The 14902-nt window shown below is 65.3% G+C and carries 14 protein-coding genes; 2 read left to right on the top strand and 12 right to left on the bottom strand.

Going from position 1 to position 14902, the window contains the following annotated elements; genetic code table 11:
* Window positions 1-4 precede the first annotated feature (4 nt).
* The 11 genes from rpmA to SHTP_RS18365 form a co-directional block, all read right to left on the bottom strand.
* Entirely contained in the window at window positions 5-271 is a 267-nt protein-coding gene (gene rpmA, locus SHTP_RS18315; protein ID WP_015356542.1) for a 50S ribosomal protein L27, read from the bottom strand.
* Between the two features lie 17 nt (window positions 272-288).
* Window positions 289-600 (bottom strand): 50S ribosomal protein L21, encoded by a 312-nt coding sequence (gene rplU / locus SHTP_RS18320; protein ID WP_011741441.1) that lies wholly within the window; start codon window positions 598-600, stop codon window positions 289-291.
* A 272-nt stretch (window positions 601-872) separates the two neighbouring features.
* On the bottom strand, window positions 873-3920 hold the full coding sequence (gene rne, locus SHTP_RS18325) for a ribonuclease E (RefSeq protein WP_096371377.1): 3048 nt from the start codon (window positions 3918-3920) through the stop codon (window positions 873-875).
* A gap of 326 nt (window positions 3921-4246) precedes the next feature.
* Entirely contained in the window at window positions 4247-4657 is a 411-nt protein-coding gene (gene ndk / locus SHTP_RS18330) for a nucleoside-diphosphate kinase (RefSeq protein ID WP_012395377.1), read from the bottom strand.
* A gap of 63 nt (window positions 4658-4720) precedes the next feature.
* Window positions 4721-5125, bottom strand: a complete 405-nt coding sequence (locus SHTP_RS18335) for a DUF4233 domain-containing protein (RefSeq protein WP_096371378.1) — start codon at window positions 5123-5125, stop codon at window positions 4721-4723.
* On the bottom strand, window positions 5122-6576 hold the full coding sequence (gene folC / locus SHTP_RS18340) for a bifunctional tetrahydrofolate synthase/dihydrofolate synthase (protein WP_096371379.1): 1455 nt from the start codon (window positions 6574-6576) through the stop codon (window positions 5122-5124). Before folC ends, SHTP_RS18335 begins: the two co-directional genes overlap by 4 nt.
* Entirely contained in the window at window positions 6573-9233 is a 2661-nt protein-coding gene (locus tag SHTP_RS18345) for a valine--tRNA ligase (RefSeq protein ID WP_096371380.1), read from the bottom strand. Before SHTP_RS18345 ends, folC begins: the two co-directional genes overlap by 4 nt.
* 74 nt (window positions 9234-9307) lie before the next feature.
* Window positions 9308-9931, bottom strand: a complete 624-nt coding sequence (locus SHTP_RS18350; protein WP_096371381.1) for a LysM peptidoglycan-binding domain-containing protein — start codon at window positions 9929-9931, stop codon at window positions 9308-9310.
* A gap of 83 nt (window positions 9932-10014) precedes the next feature.
* Window positions 10015-10611: a DUF937 domain-containing protein gene (locus tag SHTP_RS18355; RefSeq protein ID WP_096371382.1), complete on the bottom strand. Its 597-nt coding sequence runs from the start codon at window positions 10609-10611 to the stop codon at window positions 10015-10017.
* A gap of 107 nt (window positions 10612-10718) precedes the next feature.
* Window positions 10719-11975: a saccharopine dehydrogenase family protein gene (locus tag SHTP_RS18360; RefSeq protein ID WP_096371383.1), complete on the bottom strand. Its 1257-nt coding sequence runs from the start codon at window positions 11973-11975 to the stop codon at window positions 10719-10721.
* A 166-nt stretch (window positions 11976-12141) separates the two neighbouring features.
* A complete protein-coding gene (locus SHTP_RS18365; protein ID WP_420866674.1) occupies window positions 12142-12624 on the bottom strand; it encodes a transglycosylase family protein in 483 nt (160 codons plus the stop codon).
* A gap of 465 nt (window positions 12625-13089) precedes the next feature.
* On the opposite strand from SHTP_RS18365, the gene SHTP_RS27435 reads away from it, so the two are divergent.
* Together SHTP_RS27435 and SHTP_RS27445 are read left to right on the top strand one after the other, a co-directional pair.
* Window positions 13090-13251 (top strand): hypothetical protein, encoded by a 162-nt coding sequence (locus tag SHTP_RS27435; RefSeq protein WP_157756288.1) that lies wholly within the window; start codon window positions 13090-13092, stop codon window positions 13249-13251.
* A 123-nt stretch (window positions 13252-13374) separates the two neighbouring features.
* Window positions 13375-14577 (top strand): ISAs1-like element IS2404/ISMul1 family transposase, encoded by a 1203-nt coding sequence (locus SHTP_RS27445; protein ID WP_420873024.1) that lies wholly within the window; start codon window positions 13375-13377, stop codon window positions 14575-14577.
* On the opposite strand, the gene SHTP_RS28190 is transcribed toward SHTP_RS27445, so the two are convergent.
* Window positions 14574-14756: a hypothetical protein gene (locus SHTP_RS28190; RefSeq protein WP_197706995.1), complete on the bottom strand. Its 183-nt coding sequence runs from the start codon at window positions 14754-14756 to the stop codon at window positions 14574-14576. The two genes, SHTP_RS27445 and SHTP_RS28190, sit on opposite strands and share 4 nt — an antisense overlap.
* Between the last annotated feature and the right edge of the window lie 146 nt (window positions 14757-14902).

Consider the following 14902-nt stretch of genomic DNA (forward strand, 5'->3'; position numbering starts at 1 on the left):
GCGACTAGGCGTCCTGTGTGGCCGGCTCCACGATGTTGATTGTCTTGCGTCCACGCTTGATGCCGAACTCGACCGCACCGGCCGCCTTGGCGAACAACGTGTCATCACCGCCGCGTCCGACATTCACACCGGGGTGGAACTTGGTACCGCGCTGGCGAACCAGGATTTCGCCGGCCTTGACGACCTGGCCGCCGAACCGCTTGACCCCCAGCCGCTGTGCGGCGGAATCACGACCGTTGCGCGAGCTGGACGCGCCCTTTTTGTGTGCCATGTGTCTGGTCTCCGCTACTACTTGATGCCAGTGACTTTAAGGACCGTCAACTGCTGACGGTGACCCTGCCGCTTGTGGTAGCCGGTCTTGTTCTTGAACTTGTGGATCCGGATCTTGGGGCCCTTGACGTGCTCCAGCACCTCGCCGGTCACCGCGACCTTGGCAAGGGCGTCGGCATCGGAGGTGACGGCGGCACCGTCAACGACCAGGGCGACCGGCAGCGATACCTTCGCACCGGGCTCAGATTCGAGCTTCTCGACCTTGACCACGTCTCCCACGGCAACCTTGTACTGTTTGCCGCCGGTCTTGACGATTGCGTAGGTCGCCATCGTGGGTGCACCTCTACTCGTTGTTGTGCTTGCTTCTCGTGGGCACGCGCAAAGACTGCTTACGCGTGCTGGTCTGGTTTGGGGACTTCATCTGTCCCGCTGTCACCGGCCGAGACGTCAACGCTCGGCAAACGCCTGATGACAACTGTCCCAGGGTACGTGACCAGCGGCTACAGGGTCAAACTGGCTCCTGGCGTCCAGCGGGTTGGTGCGTTGAACCTGTCACCGGCCCTCCCATAGCCCTATCACCAGGTCTTTCACTCGCCCTGTCATCAGCCCAGATGGATGGGCGGACCGGCCGGCCGGCCGGCCGCACGCCGCCGGCGCGGGCGCTCGGCAATCGTGGTGACCTCGAAGGCTGCGGGACAGCCAGCAGCCGGCTCTGTGAGTTCGCTCTCACCATCCTCGTCGTCGCTATCCGAATCGTCGTCATCCAGCTCGTCATCCAGGTCGTCGTCGTCTTCGTCGAGGTCGTCGTCGTCGAGATCGTCCTCGTCGAGGTCGTCGTCGAGTTCGTCGTCGTCTTCGGTGTCTTCGTCCTCGTCGACGTCCTCGTCGGAGTCGTCGTCGGTGTCTTCGTCCTCATCGGCGTCAACGTCGGTGTCGTTGGTCTCGTCGGTGTCGTCGTCCTCGTCCGAGTCGTCCGAGTCGTCCGAGTCGTCATCAAAATCGTCGGTCTCGTCGGTCTCGTCGGTCTCGTCGGTCCCGTCGGTCTCTTCGGACTCTTCGGTCTCGCCGAGATCAAGGGCCACCTGAACCGCGGTTTGGTCGTCGACCGCGGCGGTCAACTCCTCGCCGGACTCCTCGACTTCCCCGTCACCGTGCTCGGCCTCCGATGACGAACTCGCGGCCATGGCTTTGAACATCGGGTGTTCGCCCGGGGCGTGGGTGGGAACCTTGGCCACGGCCTCCTTCTCGCTGGGCTCTTCGGCGCGGTTCTTCTTCGATCGGCGGTTCCGCCGACCACCCGAGTCAGCTTTACGTCCAGTCGTCGGCGCCGAATCCACCGGGTCGGCATGCAGTAGAATCCCACGGCCGCTGCAGTGCGGACAGGAGGTTGAGAAGGCTTCGATCAGCCCGGTCCCCAACCGCTTGCGAGTCAGTTGGACCAGACCCAGCGAAGTCACTTCCGACACCTGGTGACGGGACCGGTCGCGGGCCAACGCCTCGGTCAGCCGGCGCAGCACCAGGTCACGGTTGGACTCCAGCACCATATCGATGAAGTCGATCACCACGATGCCACCGATGTCGCGCAGCCGCAGCTGGCGCACGATCTCCTCGGCGGCCTCCAGGTTGTTCTTGGTCACCGTCTGCTCGAGGTTTCCGCCGGAACCGGTGAACTTGCCGGTATTGACGTCGACCACCGTCATCGCTTCGGTCCGGTCGATCACCAGAGTGCCGCCCGAGGGCAGCCACACCTTGCGATCCATTGCCTTGGCCAGGTGCTCGTCGATGCGATGCACCGCAAAGACATCCGGCCCGACCTGCCCCTCCGACCCGACGGCCGGTTCGTACTTGCTCAGCTTGGAAACCAAATCAGGGGCAACAGAGCTCACGTACTCGTTGATGGTGTCCCACGCGTCGTCCCCGGATACGACCAGCCCGGCGAAGTCTTCGTTGAACAGATCCCGGATGACCTTGACCAGCACGTCGGGCTCTTCGTAGAGCGCTACCGCGGCGCCCGCGGCATTCTGTTTGATCTCGACGGCCTTGGCCTCGATCTGGTTCCAGCGCTCCTGCAGCCGGGTGACGTCCGCACGGATGTCGTCCTCTTTGACACCCTCGGACGCGGTTCGAATGATCACGCCGGCGTCGGAGGGCACCACCTCACGCAGGATTTCCTTGAGCCGCTGACGTTCGGTGTCGGGCAGCTTGCGGCTGATCCCGGTCGATGACGCACCCGGCACGTACACCAGATAGCGGCCCGCCAGCGATACCTGTGTCGTCAGTCGGGCACCCTTGTGGCCGACCGGGTCCTTGCTGACCTGCACAACGATGTAGTCGCCTGGCTTGAGAGCCTGTTCGATCTTGCGGTCGGCCCCGCCGAGGCCCGCCGCGTCCCAGTTGACTTCACCGGCGTAGAGCACGCCGTTGCGGCCACGACCGATATCCACGAATGCCGCCTCCATCGAAGGCAGCACGTTCTGCACGATCCCCAGGTAGATGTTGCCCACCAGGGAGGCAGAAGCAGCCGAGGTCACAAAGTGCTCAACGACGATGCCGTCTTCAAGCACCGCGATCTGGGTGTAACGCGAGCCCGGGTGGGGCGGCTCGGTGCGAACCCGGTCGCGCACCACCATCACCCGCTCGACCGCCTCGCGACGAGCCAAGAACTCGGCCTCACTCAACACCGGTGGGCGGCGCCGTCCGGCGTCACGCCCGTCGCGGCGGCGCTGCCGCTTGGCTTCCAGCCGTGTCGAGCCGTCTATGCCCTTGATCTCGTTGCCACCGGAATCGTCACCGCTATCCGAGTTGCCCGACTTGCCGCCGGAGCGGGGGGCACGCTCGTGTACGACCGTGTTGGGCGGGTCATCCGGGGCCGGACCCTCGTCGCCGTCATCACCAGCACCCGACTTGCGGCGCCGGCGCCGGCGCCGACGCCGGCTGGCGTCGTCGGCCGAACCGTTGTCGTCGTCGCCGTTGTCCGACTCTTCGGAGTCAGCGCCGTCTTGCGCCTCGCTGTCGTCCGATGACGTGGAGTTGCCCCCCGCCTTCTGCGGGGCCTCGTCACCATCGTCGCCGGGTTGGTCCTGACCGTCGTTTGCGCCCTGCTCGCCGCGCCCGCGGCCGCGCCCGCGCCGACCCCGGCGGCGGCGCCGGTTGGCCGGCCGGTCGGCCTGCTCTTCGTCATCGTCACCTTCCTCGCCCGATTCGTCATCGGCATCGTCGCCAGCGACGGGCTCCGAAATCGGCTGGGGTGCGACAAACAGCGGCATGTAGTGCGGCCGCTCCACCCAGGTCTCGACGACCTGCACCGTCTCCTGGGTTTCCAGCATCAGGCGCGATTCGGGCTCGGCGGGTTCGCCGGGCGCATCGGGCACCTCAGCGGCCACGGCGTCAGGAGCTTGCTGGCCCTCCTCGGCCTGGCCCTCCTCGGCAGGTTGCTCGGCCAGCAGGTCGCGCACCCGGACCGCATCGACGCGGTCCACAATGGAATGGGCGCTGCGAATCCGCCCATCGAGCGCACTCAACGCATCCAGCACCCGACGGCTACTGGTTCCCAGCGTTCGCGCCAGTGAGTGAACTCTCAGGCGGTCCGGCAGGTCCTCACGCTGTGTCGGCTCGTTTTCCGGGTCTGAAGATGGGGCACCGTCTACCACGTATTCTCCTCAAGCCCCCGGGCGCGTCTAATCGACGCGGCCACGCGAGGGCTTCACTATGTGCCCGGGTCACTTCTCCCGGGCTTGTGATGGTCTCGCTCCGAGCAGCTCCGAACGAACCCACTCGGCGCCGTACTGAATGACGGCTTGACACGCCGCGCCGCATCACGGGAACGCGATCGTCGCGCTTGTCGAAGTCTTCATCCGGGTGTCCGACGCTGGTACAGCGACGTTCACCCGAAGTCAGTATCCCATACCACCGGAGCGAGTCACCCTCGCCTGAGCAACCCGGTCCAAAACCAGCCCGCAAGCCCCGCGTCGCGGAGCTAGGCGCTGGGAAACCAGAGTGCGATCTCGCGCTGCGCGGATTCGGCCGAATCCGAGCCGTGCACCAAGTTGAACTGGGTTTCCAGGCCGAAGTCACCCCGGATGGTGCCCGGCGTGGCCTTCTCGACCGGATCGGTACCACCGGCGAGTTGGCGAAACGCCGCGATGGCTCGCGGTCCCTCCACGATCGCCGCTACCACCGGCGCCGAGGTGATGAACTCCAGCAACGAGCCGAAGAACGGCTTGCCCTCATGTTCGGCGTAGTGCTGGCTGGCCAGCTCCTCGGTCACGTTCCTGAGCTCTAGCGCCGCGATAGCGAGGCCTTTGCGCTCGATGCGGCTGATGATCTCGCCCACCAGTTGGCGCTGCACACCGTCTGGCTTGATCAGTACGAGGGTCCGTTCGGTCACGGGGGCTAACAGTAGATGGCCCGATTCTGCGGCCTAAACCTGGATGCCCCTAGGCCGGTCAGATCAACGCAACGGCGGAGGCCCCTGGCGCTCTCGACGCCTGACCTCGGCACGGAAGTACGCCATCATGGCCCATACCGCGCCGAACACCACACCCAAAAACCCGACGGCCGGATACACGAAAACGCCGGCGATAGGCACCAGCTGAATGCCCAGGTTCGCCCAGATCGCCCACGGCCTGCGCTGCACGCCGGCCAGCAACACCAGCGTCACGGCAAGCCCAATGAGGTAACCCAGCGACGCCGGAGTCAGCCCGCCGCCGACCGCACCCACCACCGGGATGGCCAACAGCACCACGATCGCCTCGAGGATAAGTGTCGCTGCCATCACCGAGCCGAAACTCTTCCATGGGTCTGACTGTGGTGCCGGATCCCCGTGATTTGCCGGCTCTTGCGGCTGCCCGGTCATTGCGGATCACGACCGAACAAGGTGCGGGCGGCCCCGGCAGTGACCACCGAACCGGTAATGACGATCCCGGTTCCCGACAGTGAGCCCCCCTGCGCTTCCCAGTCGATCGCGGATTCATCGACCAGCGCGGTTGCCGCGTCGACGGCATCACGCAGGTTCTCTGCGGTGATCACCCGGTCGGGGCCGAAGTATTGCTCCGCCGCCAGGGCCAGTGACGCGACATCCAACGCCCGTGGCGAACCATTGTGGGTCACCACGATGGAGTCGAATGCGGGCTCGAGTGCGGCCAGAATGCCATTCACGTCCTTGTCTGCCATCACGGCGACCACCCCAACCAGGCTGCGGAAGTCGAACTCTGCGACCAGCGACTGCGCCAGCGCCGCCGCCCCGGCCGGATTGTGGGCGGCATCGATAAAGACCGTCGGTGAGCTGCGCAGGCGCTCCAACCTGCCGGGGCTGGTGACCGCGGCGAAACCAGCACGCACCGCGTCGACATCGAGCTGACGCTGGGCGCCGGCACCGAAGAACGCCTCCACTGCCGCCAGCGCCACCACCGCGTTATGCGCTTGATGTTCACCGTGCAGCGGCAGGTAGATGTCGGAGTAGACGCCACCGAGGCCCTGCAACTGAAGCAGCTGCCCGCCTACCGCCACCTGGCGGCCCAGCACGGCGAACTCGGAGTCCTCTCGCGCGACGGCGGCGTCGGCGCGAACCGCCTGGGCCAGCAGCACCTCCATGGCCTCAGGGAGCTGACGCCCGATGACAGCGACCGTGTCAGGGGAACCGTCGGCGGCTTTGTGGATGATGCCGGTCTTTTCACCGGCGATAGACGCGATGTCATCACCGAGGTAGTCGACGTGATCAATGCTGATCGGGGTGATCACCGCGACCGGCGCGTTGATCACGTTGGTGGCATCCCACCGCCCTCCCAGACCGACCTCGACCACCGCGACATCGACCGGCGCGTCCGCGAACGCGGCGAACGCCATCGCGGTGAGCACCTCGAATTTGCTCATTGCCGGCCCGCCTGCGGCCTGCGACTGTTGGTCGATCATTTGCACGAATGGCTCGATCTCGCGGTAGGTCTGGACGTATTGAGCCGGGGTGATCGGCTTTCCATCGATCGATATCCGTTCCACCGCCGACTGCAGATGTGGGCTGGTGGTCCTGCCGGTGCGTTGATGCAGCGCGGTGATTAGCGCGTCAACCATGCGCGCCACCGACGTCTTGCCGTTGGTGCCCCCGATGTGGATCGACGGGTAGCTCGGCTGTGGTGAACCAAGCAGGTCCATCAGCGCACTGATCCGCGTCAGGCTCGGCTCGATGCGGGTTTCCGGCCAGCGCTGGTCCAGCAGGTGCTCGACCTGCAGCAGAGACGCGAGTTCGTCCGGGGTCGGTTCGGCGTCACTCCCTTGAGCTAACCCTGTCCAGTCAGGTGGATCGAAACTCATTGCAGCGCTGCCAACCTGGTCGTGATCCGGTCGCTTTCCTCCTGCGCCAAACGTTGGCGATCGCGGATCTTGCCGACGACGGCCTCGGGCGCCTTGGCCAGGAAATCGGCGTTTGCCAATTTGGCCGCGGTCGATACCAATTCCTTTTCGGCTGCGGCCAAGTCCTTTTCGAGACGCCGCCTCTCGGCAGCCACGTCGATGGTGCCCGAGGTATCGAGCTCGACAACAACCGTGTGGTTCATGCTCGGGCCGAGCCGAACCTCCAGCGAGACCGACGGCGCAAAGCCTTCACCCGGCGCGGTAAGCCACGCCAGTGAGGTGACGGCAGCAACCTGAGCACCCAGATCGGATTCCTCGACACCGATCAGCCGAGCGGGCACCTTTTGCCGGTCGGCCAGCCCTTGGTCACTGCGGAAACGCCGGATCTCGGTGACCAGATTCTGCATATCACTGATCCGCTGCGCGGCAACCGGATCCAGGGTGATTCCGGAGGGCTGCGGCCAGTCGGCGATCACCAGCGATTCCTGCCCGGTCAGCGCCTGCCACAACGCCTCGGTGATGAACGGGATGCCGGGGTGCAACAACCGCAACAGTGTGTCCAGCCCCGCCGCCAGCACCGCGGTGGTAGCCGAAAGGCCCTCGGCGAGCTGGGTTTTGGCCAGCTCGACGTACCAGTCGCAGAATTCGTCCCACGCGAAGTGGTAGAGCGCCTCGCAGGCCCGGCTGAATTCGTAACTGTCGAAGGCCGAATCAACTTCGGCCCTAACCTCTTCGAGCCGCCCCAGGATCCAGCGGTCGGCATCGGTCAGCTCCCCCAGCGGGGGCAGCGGGGCCAGCGCGGCACCGTTGAGCAGCGCGTAACGGGTCGCGTTGAACAACTTGGTACCGAAGTTTCGTGACGCCCGGACAGCGTCCTCGCCCACTGCCAGGTCACTGCCGGGGCTCGCACCACGGGCCAGAGTGAAGCGCAATGCGTCGGCACCGAACGTGTCGATCCAATCCAGTGGGTCGATGACGTTGCCTTTGGACTTACTCATCTTCCGGCCGAACTCGTCGCGGATCAGGCCATGCAGAAAAACGTCGGTGAACGGCACCTGGGCGCCACGGCGGCCGTCCAGGGTGATCACCTCGTCTCCGCCGACGAAGGTGCCGAACATCATCATCCTGGCCACCCAGAAGAACAAGATGTCATATCCGGTGACCAAAACACTTGTGGGATAGAACTTTTCCAGCTCTGGAGTCAGTTCGGGCCAGCCCAGTGTGGAAAACGGCCACAGCGCCGAGGAGAACCAGGTGTCCAGGACATCGGAGTCCTGTTCCCACCCCTGCGGCGGCGTCTCGTCCGGACCGACGCACACCTTCTCCCCGTCGGGGCCGTACCAAATCGGAATGCGGTGACCCCACCACAATTGTCTCGAGATGCACCAGTCGTGCATGTCGTCGACCCAGGCGAACCAGCGTGGCTCCAGGCTTGCGGGGTGGATCACGGTGTCCCCATTGCGCACCGCATCACCCGCGGCCTTGGCCAGCGACTCCACCCGCACCCACCACTGCAACGAAAGCCGTGGCTCGATTGGCTCTCCACTGCGATCGGAATGCCCGACGCTGTGCAAGTAGGGACGTTTCTCCTCGACGACGCGCCCCTGGGCCGCGAGCGCCTCACGCACCGCGACCCGGGCTTCGAATCGGTCCATGCCGTCGAATTGCGTTCCGGTGTCCACGATCCGGCCCTTGGTATCCAGAATCGAAGGCATGGGCAATTGGTGGCGCATCCCGATCTCGAAGTCGTTCGGGTCGTGTGCCGGGGTGACTTTGACCGCACCCGTGCCGAATTCGGGATCCACGTGCCCATCGGCGACGATGATCAGCTGCCGGTCCACGAATGGGTGCGCCAAGGTGGTGCCGACCAGGTGGCGGTAGCGCTCATCGTCCGGGTGGACGGCGATCGCGGTATCGCCCAACATTGTTTCGACCCGGGTGGTGGCCACCACGATGTGGGGTTGGGAGTCCTCTAGTGAGCCGTACCGGAACGACACCAGCTCACCCTCCACCTCGAGGTAGTTCACCTCGAGGTCGGATATCGCCGTCTGCAGCACCGGCGACCAGTTGACCAACCGCTCGGCCTGATAGATCAGCCCGGCATCGTAGAGCCGCTTGAAGATCGTTCGCACCGCCCGCGACAGGCCCTCGTCCATGGTGAACCGGTCATGGCTCCAGTCCACCCCGTCACCGAGCCGGCGCATCTGGCCGCCGATCGCGCCGCCCGACTCGCGCTTCCAGTCCCAGACCTTGTCGACGAACAGCTCGCGACCGAAGTCTTCCTTGGTCTTACCGTCGGCCGCGAGCTGCTTTTCCACTACGGTCTGGGTCGCGATGCCGGCATGGTCCATTCCCGGCTGCCACAGCACCTCATAGCCCTGCATCCGCTTGCGGCGGGTCAGGGCATCCATCATGGTGTGTTCCAGCGCATGGCCCATGTGCAGGCTGCCGGTCACGTTGGGCGGCGGCAACACAATCGAGTACGGCGGTTTCGAGCTGGTCGGATCGGCGACGAAGTAGCCGGCATCCGCCCACTTCTGATAGATGTCGCCTTCCATCGCAGCTGGATCCCACGACTTGGGCAGCTGGTCGGCGGCAGAATCGGCGCTGGCGGTCACCGGTCAATTCTAGGAACCGCGCTCGGGCGGCCTGTAGGCACCCAAAACCTCAGGTGAACGCCGTTTAGCCGCGATCAGGGAATCGTGAGCACCTCGCCGGGGTGGATCAAGTCGGGATTGGCCACACCGCTGGCCTCGGCAATCACCTGATACTTGCTGCCGTCGCCGTAGAAGCGCTCCGCGATGGCCCACAGGGTGTCACCGGAGACCACGGTGTAGGTCCGCGGCGCGGGCTCGGCAGCAGGCTCCGGTGGCGCCGGTTCGGCGACCGCTGCCACGACGGCCTCCGGGGTGGTGTCGACGCGCTGAGCCGTATCCGAGGCAGTGGCTTCGGCCGCGGCGGTGGGCTCGGGCGGCGGCGGGGCGTCGGTCTCGGTATGCGTCGACCAGGCCGGTCCGTCAGCGGCATAGAGCACCAGATTGCGATCGTCTTGCAGCACCAGCCGGACGTTCTTCTTGCCTTTGGTGTCGGTGTGCCAGACCGGTTTGTCCGCCGTGTACACCACAAAGTTGCCGTCGCGCTGCACCTCGGCGCGCACCACCTGCTGGCCGTTGGTGGCGCTCGCCCACAGCGGGGTGCCGCGGGAGGCCAACACGAGATTGCCGTCGTCTTGCAAGGTCAGGGTGTAAGCCCCGTTCTTGGAAACCAGTGACTCCCCCGGCACCAGCTGCTGTCCTTCGGTCAGTGTGTCCGACATTGGCAATACCCCTCTCGTTACTTATCTTGAATCGGCTCGCGGTGGTCGAGCGAAACGGCACCTACGCCGGCCGCCGACTGGCGCTACTTCTTACCGCCCAGTAGGCCGCCCAGAATGTCACCCAGGGCGCCGCCTTTGCCTCCCAGCACACTGCCGAGAATGCTCCCCAGGGACTTGTCAACGGATCCGCCCCCGAGGATGCTGCCCAGCACCTCGCCTAGCCCTCCGCGGGAGGCTGACTCGGAGTTCTGCTGCGATCCTTCCCCCGAGCCTAGCTGATTTCCGATGTAGGCCAACACAATCGGGAGCACGATCGACAACAGCTGCTTGAGCAGATCGCGGTTGCCGGCGCCGCCCTTGGCCAACGCCGATGCGACTTGCTCGGCGTCGTTGCCACCGAAAAGTGTCGCAATCGTCTGATGTCCGTCGCCCCGGTCCGCCGCATCAAGGTTGTGATCCAGACCCCCGCCGGCGTCGAGCAGGCCCCGGGCCGCCTGACGGTTGGCGGCGGATTCGATCCTGCTGGCATGGTCGGGATCTTGCGAAGTCTGGTGCAGACCGCTGACCAGCACCGGCACCGGCACGTGAACCGCGCTGTCAACCTCGCCCTGGTCGACGCCTAGCCGACTGGCGATTTCCGAGGTAGGTATCCGAGCGTAAAGATCGTCGAGACCGGCCATCGATGCCACCTCTTTTGCGGCTCATTGGGTGCGCTGTGAACTTCTGTGGACCACTTTCGACACTAGACCGCCGCGCTCTTCACCGAAAGCCGTTGCGGCAGACCAGTTCAAGTTAACCGTTCGGTAGCCAGCGCGACACCCGCGGCCGGTAAGCGCGCTAGCAACGCGTCACCCATCGCGGCCGCCGGGGTGAGCACGCCATGCAGGCCCGAAAGCTGGTCACGATCGAAGGCCAGTGCCAGACCGCACTCCCCCAGCAACACCGACGTCGCTTTGTGCCCGGGATCACCGTCCTGCTCCATCCGTGCCACGTACCTGTCACCCGAGGTCGTCGTGGTGTAGGTCTCGATGCGGTAGTAGCCGCGCTCCCGAGTTGCGACGCTGGGGCCGGTGCCGGGTTTGGGAGCGATGCGCTCCACCAACCGTTGTGGCAGCAACCGGAAGTAGCGGCTGCCCAAGCCCGTCATCGCGTTGCCAACACCGCTGATCATGGCCGAGGCCACTGGCGCCACCGCCGACGAGCCCAGGCTCATGTGTTCGGTGTACTGGAACCGCTTGCCGTACGCCCAATCCAGCAGCGCGTTGCTGCGCCGCACGATGCGGGTGTTGGTGGGCGCCATCATGAATCCTGCCGTCCACAGCCCGGTCAGTTCTGGAGCGATTCGTCCACCACGACGCCAGGGCAGATCGGGCTGCGGTCCAAGTTCCGGCTCGGCGGCGCGGTCGGTGCTCAGCGTGTAGGGGTCGGTGAACTGGCGACGCAGATCGGGGTCGGCGGAGACGGCACGCAAAATTTCCAGCATCGACGCGACCGTGCCGCCCGATACCCCGCCGGCGAACGAACGGACGACGAAGTCGGTGCGACCCAGCTCACCGGCACCGTCGTCGCGGACGGCACGGTAGAGGGCGTACACGGTGAGGTCCGATGGAATCGAATCGAAGCCACAGGCGTGCACAATCCGGGCCCCGGTGTCGGCGGCGTGTTTGTGATACAGGTCGATGCTTTCGCGCACGAACGGCGGCTCGCCGGTCAGATCGGCATAGTCGGCGCCGGCAGCCGCGCACGCGGCCACCAGGGGCAGGCCATAGCGCATGTACGGCCCAACCGTGGTGACGACCACCCGGGTGCGGGCGGCCATCTCCTTGAGTGTCGCCGGTGCGCCGGCGTCGGCGCTGACCACGGGCCAGGACTGTGCGGCCTCTCCCAGCGTCTGACGGACCGCCAACAATCGGTCGGTCGACCGGCCGGCCAGCGCGATTCGCGCGTCGCCGCCGGCCCGGGCCAGGTATTGCGCGGTCAGCTTGCCGACGAAGCCGGTCGCTCCGTAGAGGATGATGTCGAATTCACGCGGCGTCTCGCTCACCGACCCGACGCTACCGCGCGGTCAGGGGTTAGTGAGCAGACGAGGGCCAGTGGCGCCCGGATTCACACCTGATAGGGCCGGGCTGGACCCGGTAAGACCCCAAACAAGGTGAGAGTGCCGGGCCCGAAGGCCCGACACTCTCATCAAAAGTCCAGCGTGGCGTCGGCTAGCCGCGTCGGCCGCAGACCGGCCACGCGCCGATGCCCTGGCTGCGCAGCACGTTCTCGGCCACTCGGATCTGCTCTTCACGGCTCGCACCGGCGGCCGATCCCGCGCCGCCGTTGGCCCGCCAGGTGCTCGCGGTGAACTGCAGGCCACCGGAGTAGCCGTTGCCGGTGTTGATGCCCCAGTTACCGCCGGATTCGCACTGTGCGATGGCGTCCCAGTTCACGGTGTAGACCTTGGGAGCGGGCGGCGGGGCAACGTCCGGCGCCGGCGGCTCGAAAGCGACTGGTTCCGGAGCTGGCGGAACATCCTCAGGGGCCGGCGGCGCGAAGGCGTCCGGGGCCGGCGGTGCATCGTCCGGAGCGGGACCGTCCGGCATGTCGACCGGCGCGATCATGGCCTCGGGCGCCGGCGGTGCGTCCTGCGGGGCCGGCGGTGCCTCCTCCGGAGCGGGGGCCTCCGGCATGTCGACCGGCGCGATCATGGCGTCCGGCGCCGGCGGCGGCAGGTCCGGGTCGGCATCGGCCAGCTCGGGGGCCGGCGGTGCGTCCTGCGGGGCGGGCGGCTCAAAGGCACCCGGGGCCGCAGGCACGTTGGGGTCAAAGCCCGTCGTGTCGGCACCGACCGCATTCGGGTCCAGGCCGTCGTCGGCGTTGGCGGTGGCGGCGGTGGGCACAGTCACGAGCGTCCCTGTGATCGCCGCGACGATGAGCGTCTTGCGGACGTTCTTCAAGATTGTTCCTTTCGCGGTGCGCGCGCCAAAGCCAGCCAGCCCACGAGACGTGGGTTGGTTGCGATGTCCAGTTAGGAATTGCTGCTTTGAGACGTGCCGTCTCGTTTCGGCACGACAGCGGAGGCCCTGATCTGCCCGGCGGGCCTTGCCCGACCGCACCGGCGGCTATACGCAGGGCTCCGGCGTTGTTGATTAGCAGGCTTGTGAGCTGGGTTGATGATCTTTGGTGCCGCGCTATTGGGGCCGGAGTGTAGGCACGGGCTATCTGGAGAACGATCGAGTTGGTTACTGTTCGTCGTTGGTCTGGAGTTGCCCGTGCCTACCGTTTCAGTATTGCCTGTGTCGTCGGTTCCAGAGGCAGGGCTCCGGCGTTGTTGATTAGCAGGCTTGTGAGCTGGGTTGATGATCTTTGGTGCCGCGCTATTGGGGCCGGAGTGTAGGCACGGGCTATCTGGAGAACGATCGAGTTGGTTACTGTTCGTCGTTGGTCTGGAGTTGCCCGTGCCTACCGTTTCAGTATTGCCTGTGTCGTCGGTTCCAGAGGTGTTCGACCGCTGGAGTCCTGGTGAGCGCAGCGAGCTCATCGGATCGGAGTTTCTCGATGTGTTGGCCTCGGTGCCAGACCCGAGGGACCCACGCGGTCGGAGGTATTCGCTGATGGCTTTGTTGGCGATCGCGGTTCTGGCCACTGCCGCGGGGATGCGCGGCTATGCTGGTTTTGCCACATGGGCGGCCACCGCTCCCGATGATGTGTTGGCCCAATTAGGGGTCCGGTTCCGGCGGCCCAGTGAGAATACCTTCCGCGCTGTTTTGTCTCGGCTAGACCCCGCCGACCTCAACGCCAGGATGGGCAGTTACTTCACTGCACACGTGGCCAGCAACGACCCCAGCGGATTGGTGCCGATCGCGTTGGACGGCAAGATGCTGCGTGGTGCTTTACGCGCCAAAGCGACAGCCACGCATCTCGTGTCGGTGTTCGCCCACCGTGCCCGATTGGTGCTCGGTCAACTCGCTGTCGCCGAGAAAAGCAATGAAATTCCCTGTGTACGTGCCCTGCTCACGCTGCTGCCGGGTAGCTTGCGGTGGCTGGTCACCGTGGATGCGATGCATACCCAGGTCGTCACCGCGAAGTTGATCTGCGCCACCTTGAAGTCGCACTACCTGATGATCGTCAAGTCCAACCAAGCCAAAATACTTGCGCGTATCACCGCGCTGCCCTGGGCCGAGGTGCCCGCAGCCGCTACCGACGACTCCCGCGGCCACGGCCGTGTCGAGACCCGCACCCTGCAAATCATCACCGCTGCACGAGGAATCGGCTTCCCCTACGCAAAACAAATCATCCGGATCACTCGTGAACGCTTGATCACCGCCACCGACCAGCGCAGCGTGGAGGTGGTCTATGCCATCTGCAGCCTGCCGTTCGAGCACGCCCGCCCTACCGCGATCATGACCTGGATGCGTCAACACTGGGGAATCGAGAACAGCCTGCACTGGATACGCGACGTCACCTTCGACGAAGACCGTCAAAGGGCACATACCGGAAACGGCGCACAGGTCCTAGCAACGCTACGCAACACCGCGATCAATCTGCACCGCCTCAACGGCGCCGACAACATCGCCGAAGCCTGCCGGATCACCGCTTTGACCGCCAACCGCCGCCTACACCTCCTCAATCCACAATTCCCCAGCTCACAAGCCTGCTAATCAACAACGCCGGAGCCCTGGGTTTGCGCCGGGTTTTCGTCGGCTTGGAAACCGGTTCTTATGATCAACTCCGCGCGTACCGCAAACAGATCATCAATCGCGGACAAGATGCCGCCGACACGATCAACGCACTGCAGCAGGTGGGCGTTGACGTAATACCGGGCACCATCATGTTTCATCCCACGGTGCAGCCCAGGGCTCCGGCGTTGTTGATTAGCAGGCTTGTGAGCTGGGTTGATGATCTTTGGTGCCGCGCTATTGGGGCCGGAGTGTAGGCACGGGCTATCTGGAGAACGATCGAGTTGGTTACTGTTCGTCGTTGGTC

Origin of the sequence: Mycobacterium ulcerans subsp. shinshuense, assembly GCF_002355775.1 — a bacterium.
Classification (GTDB): Bacteria; Actinomycetota; Actinomycetes; order Mycobacteriales; family Mycobacteriaceae; genus Mycobacterium; species Mycobacterium marinum.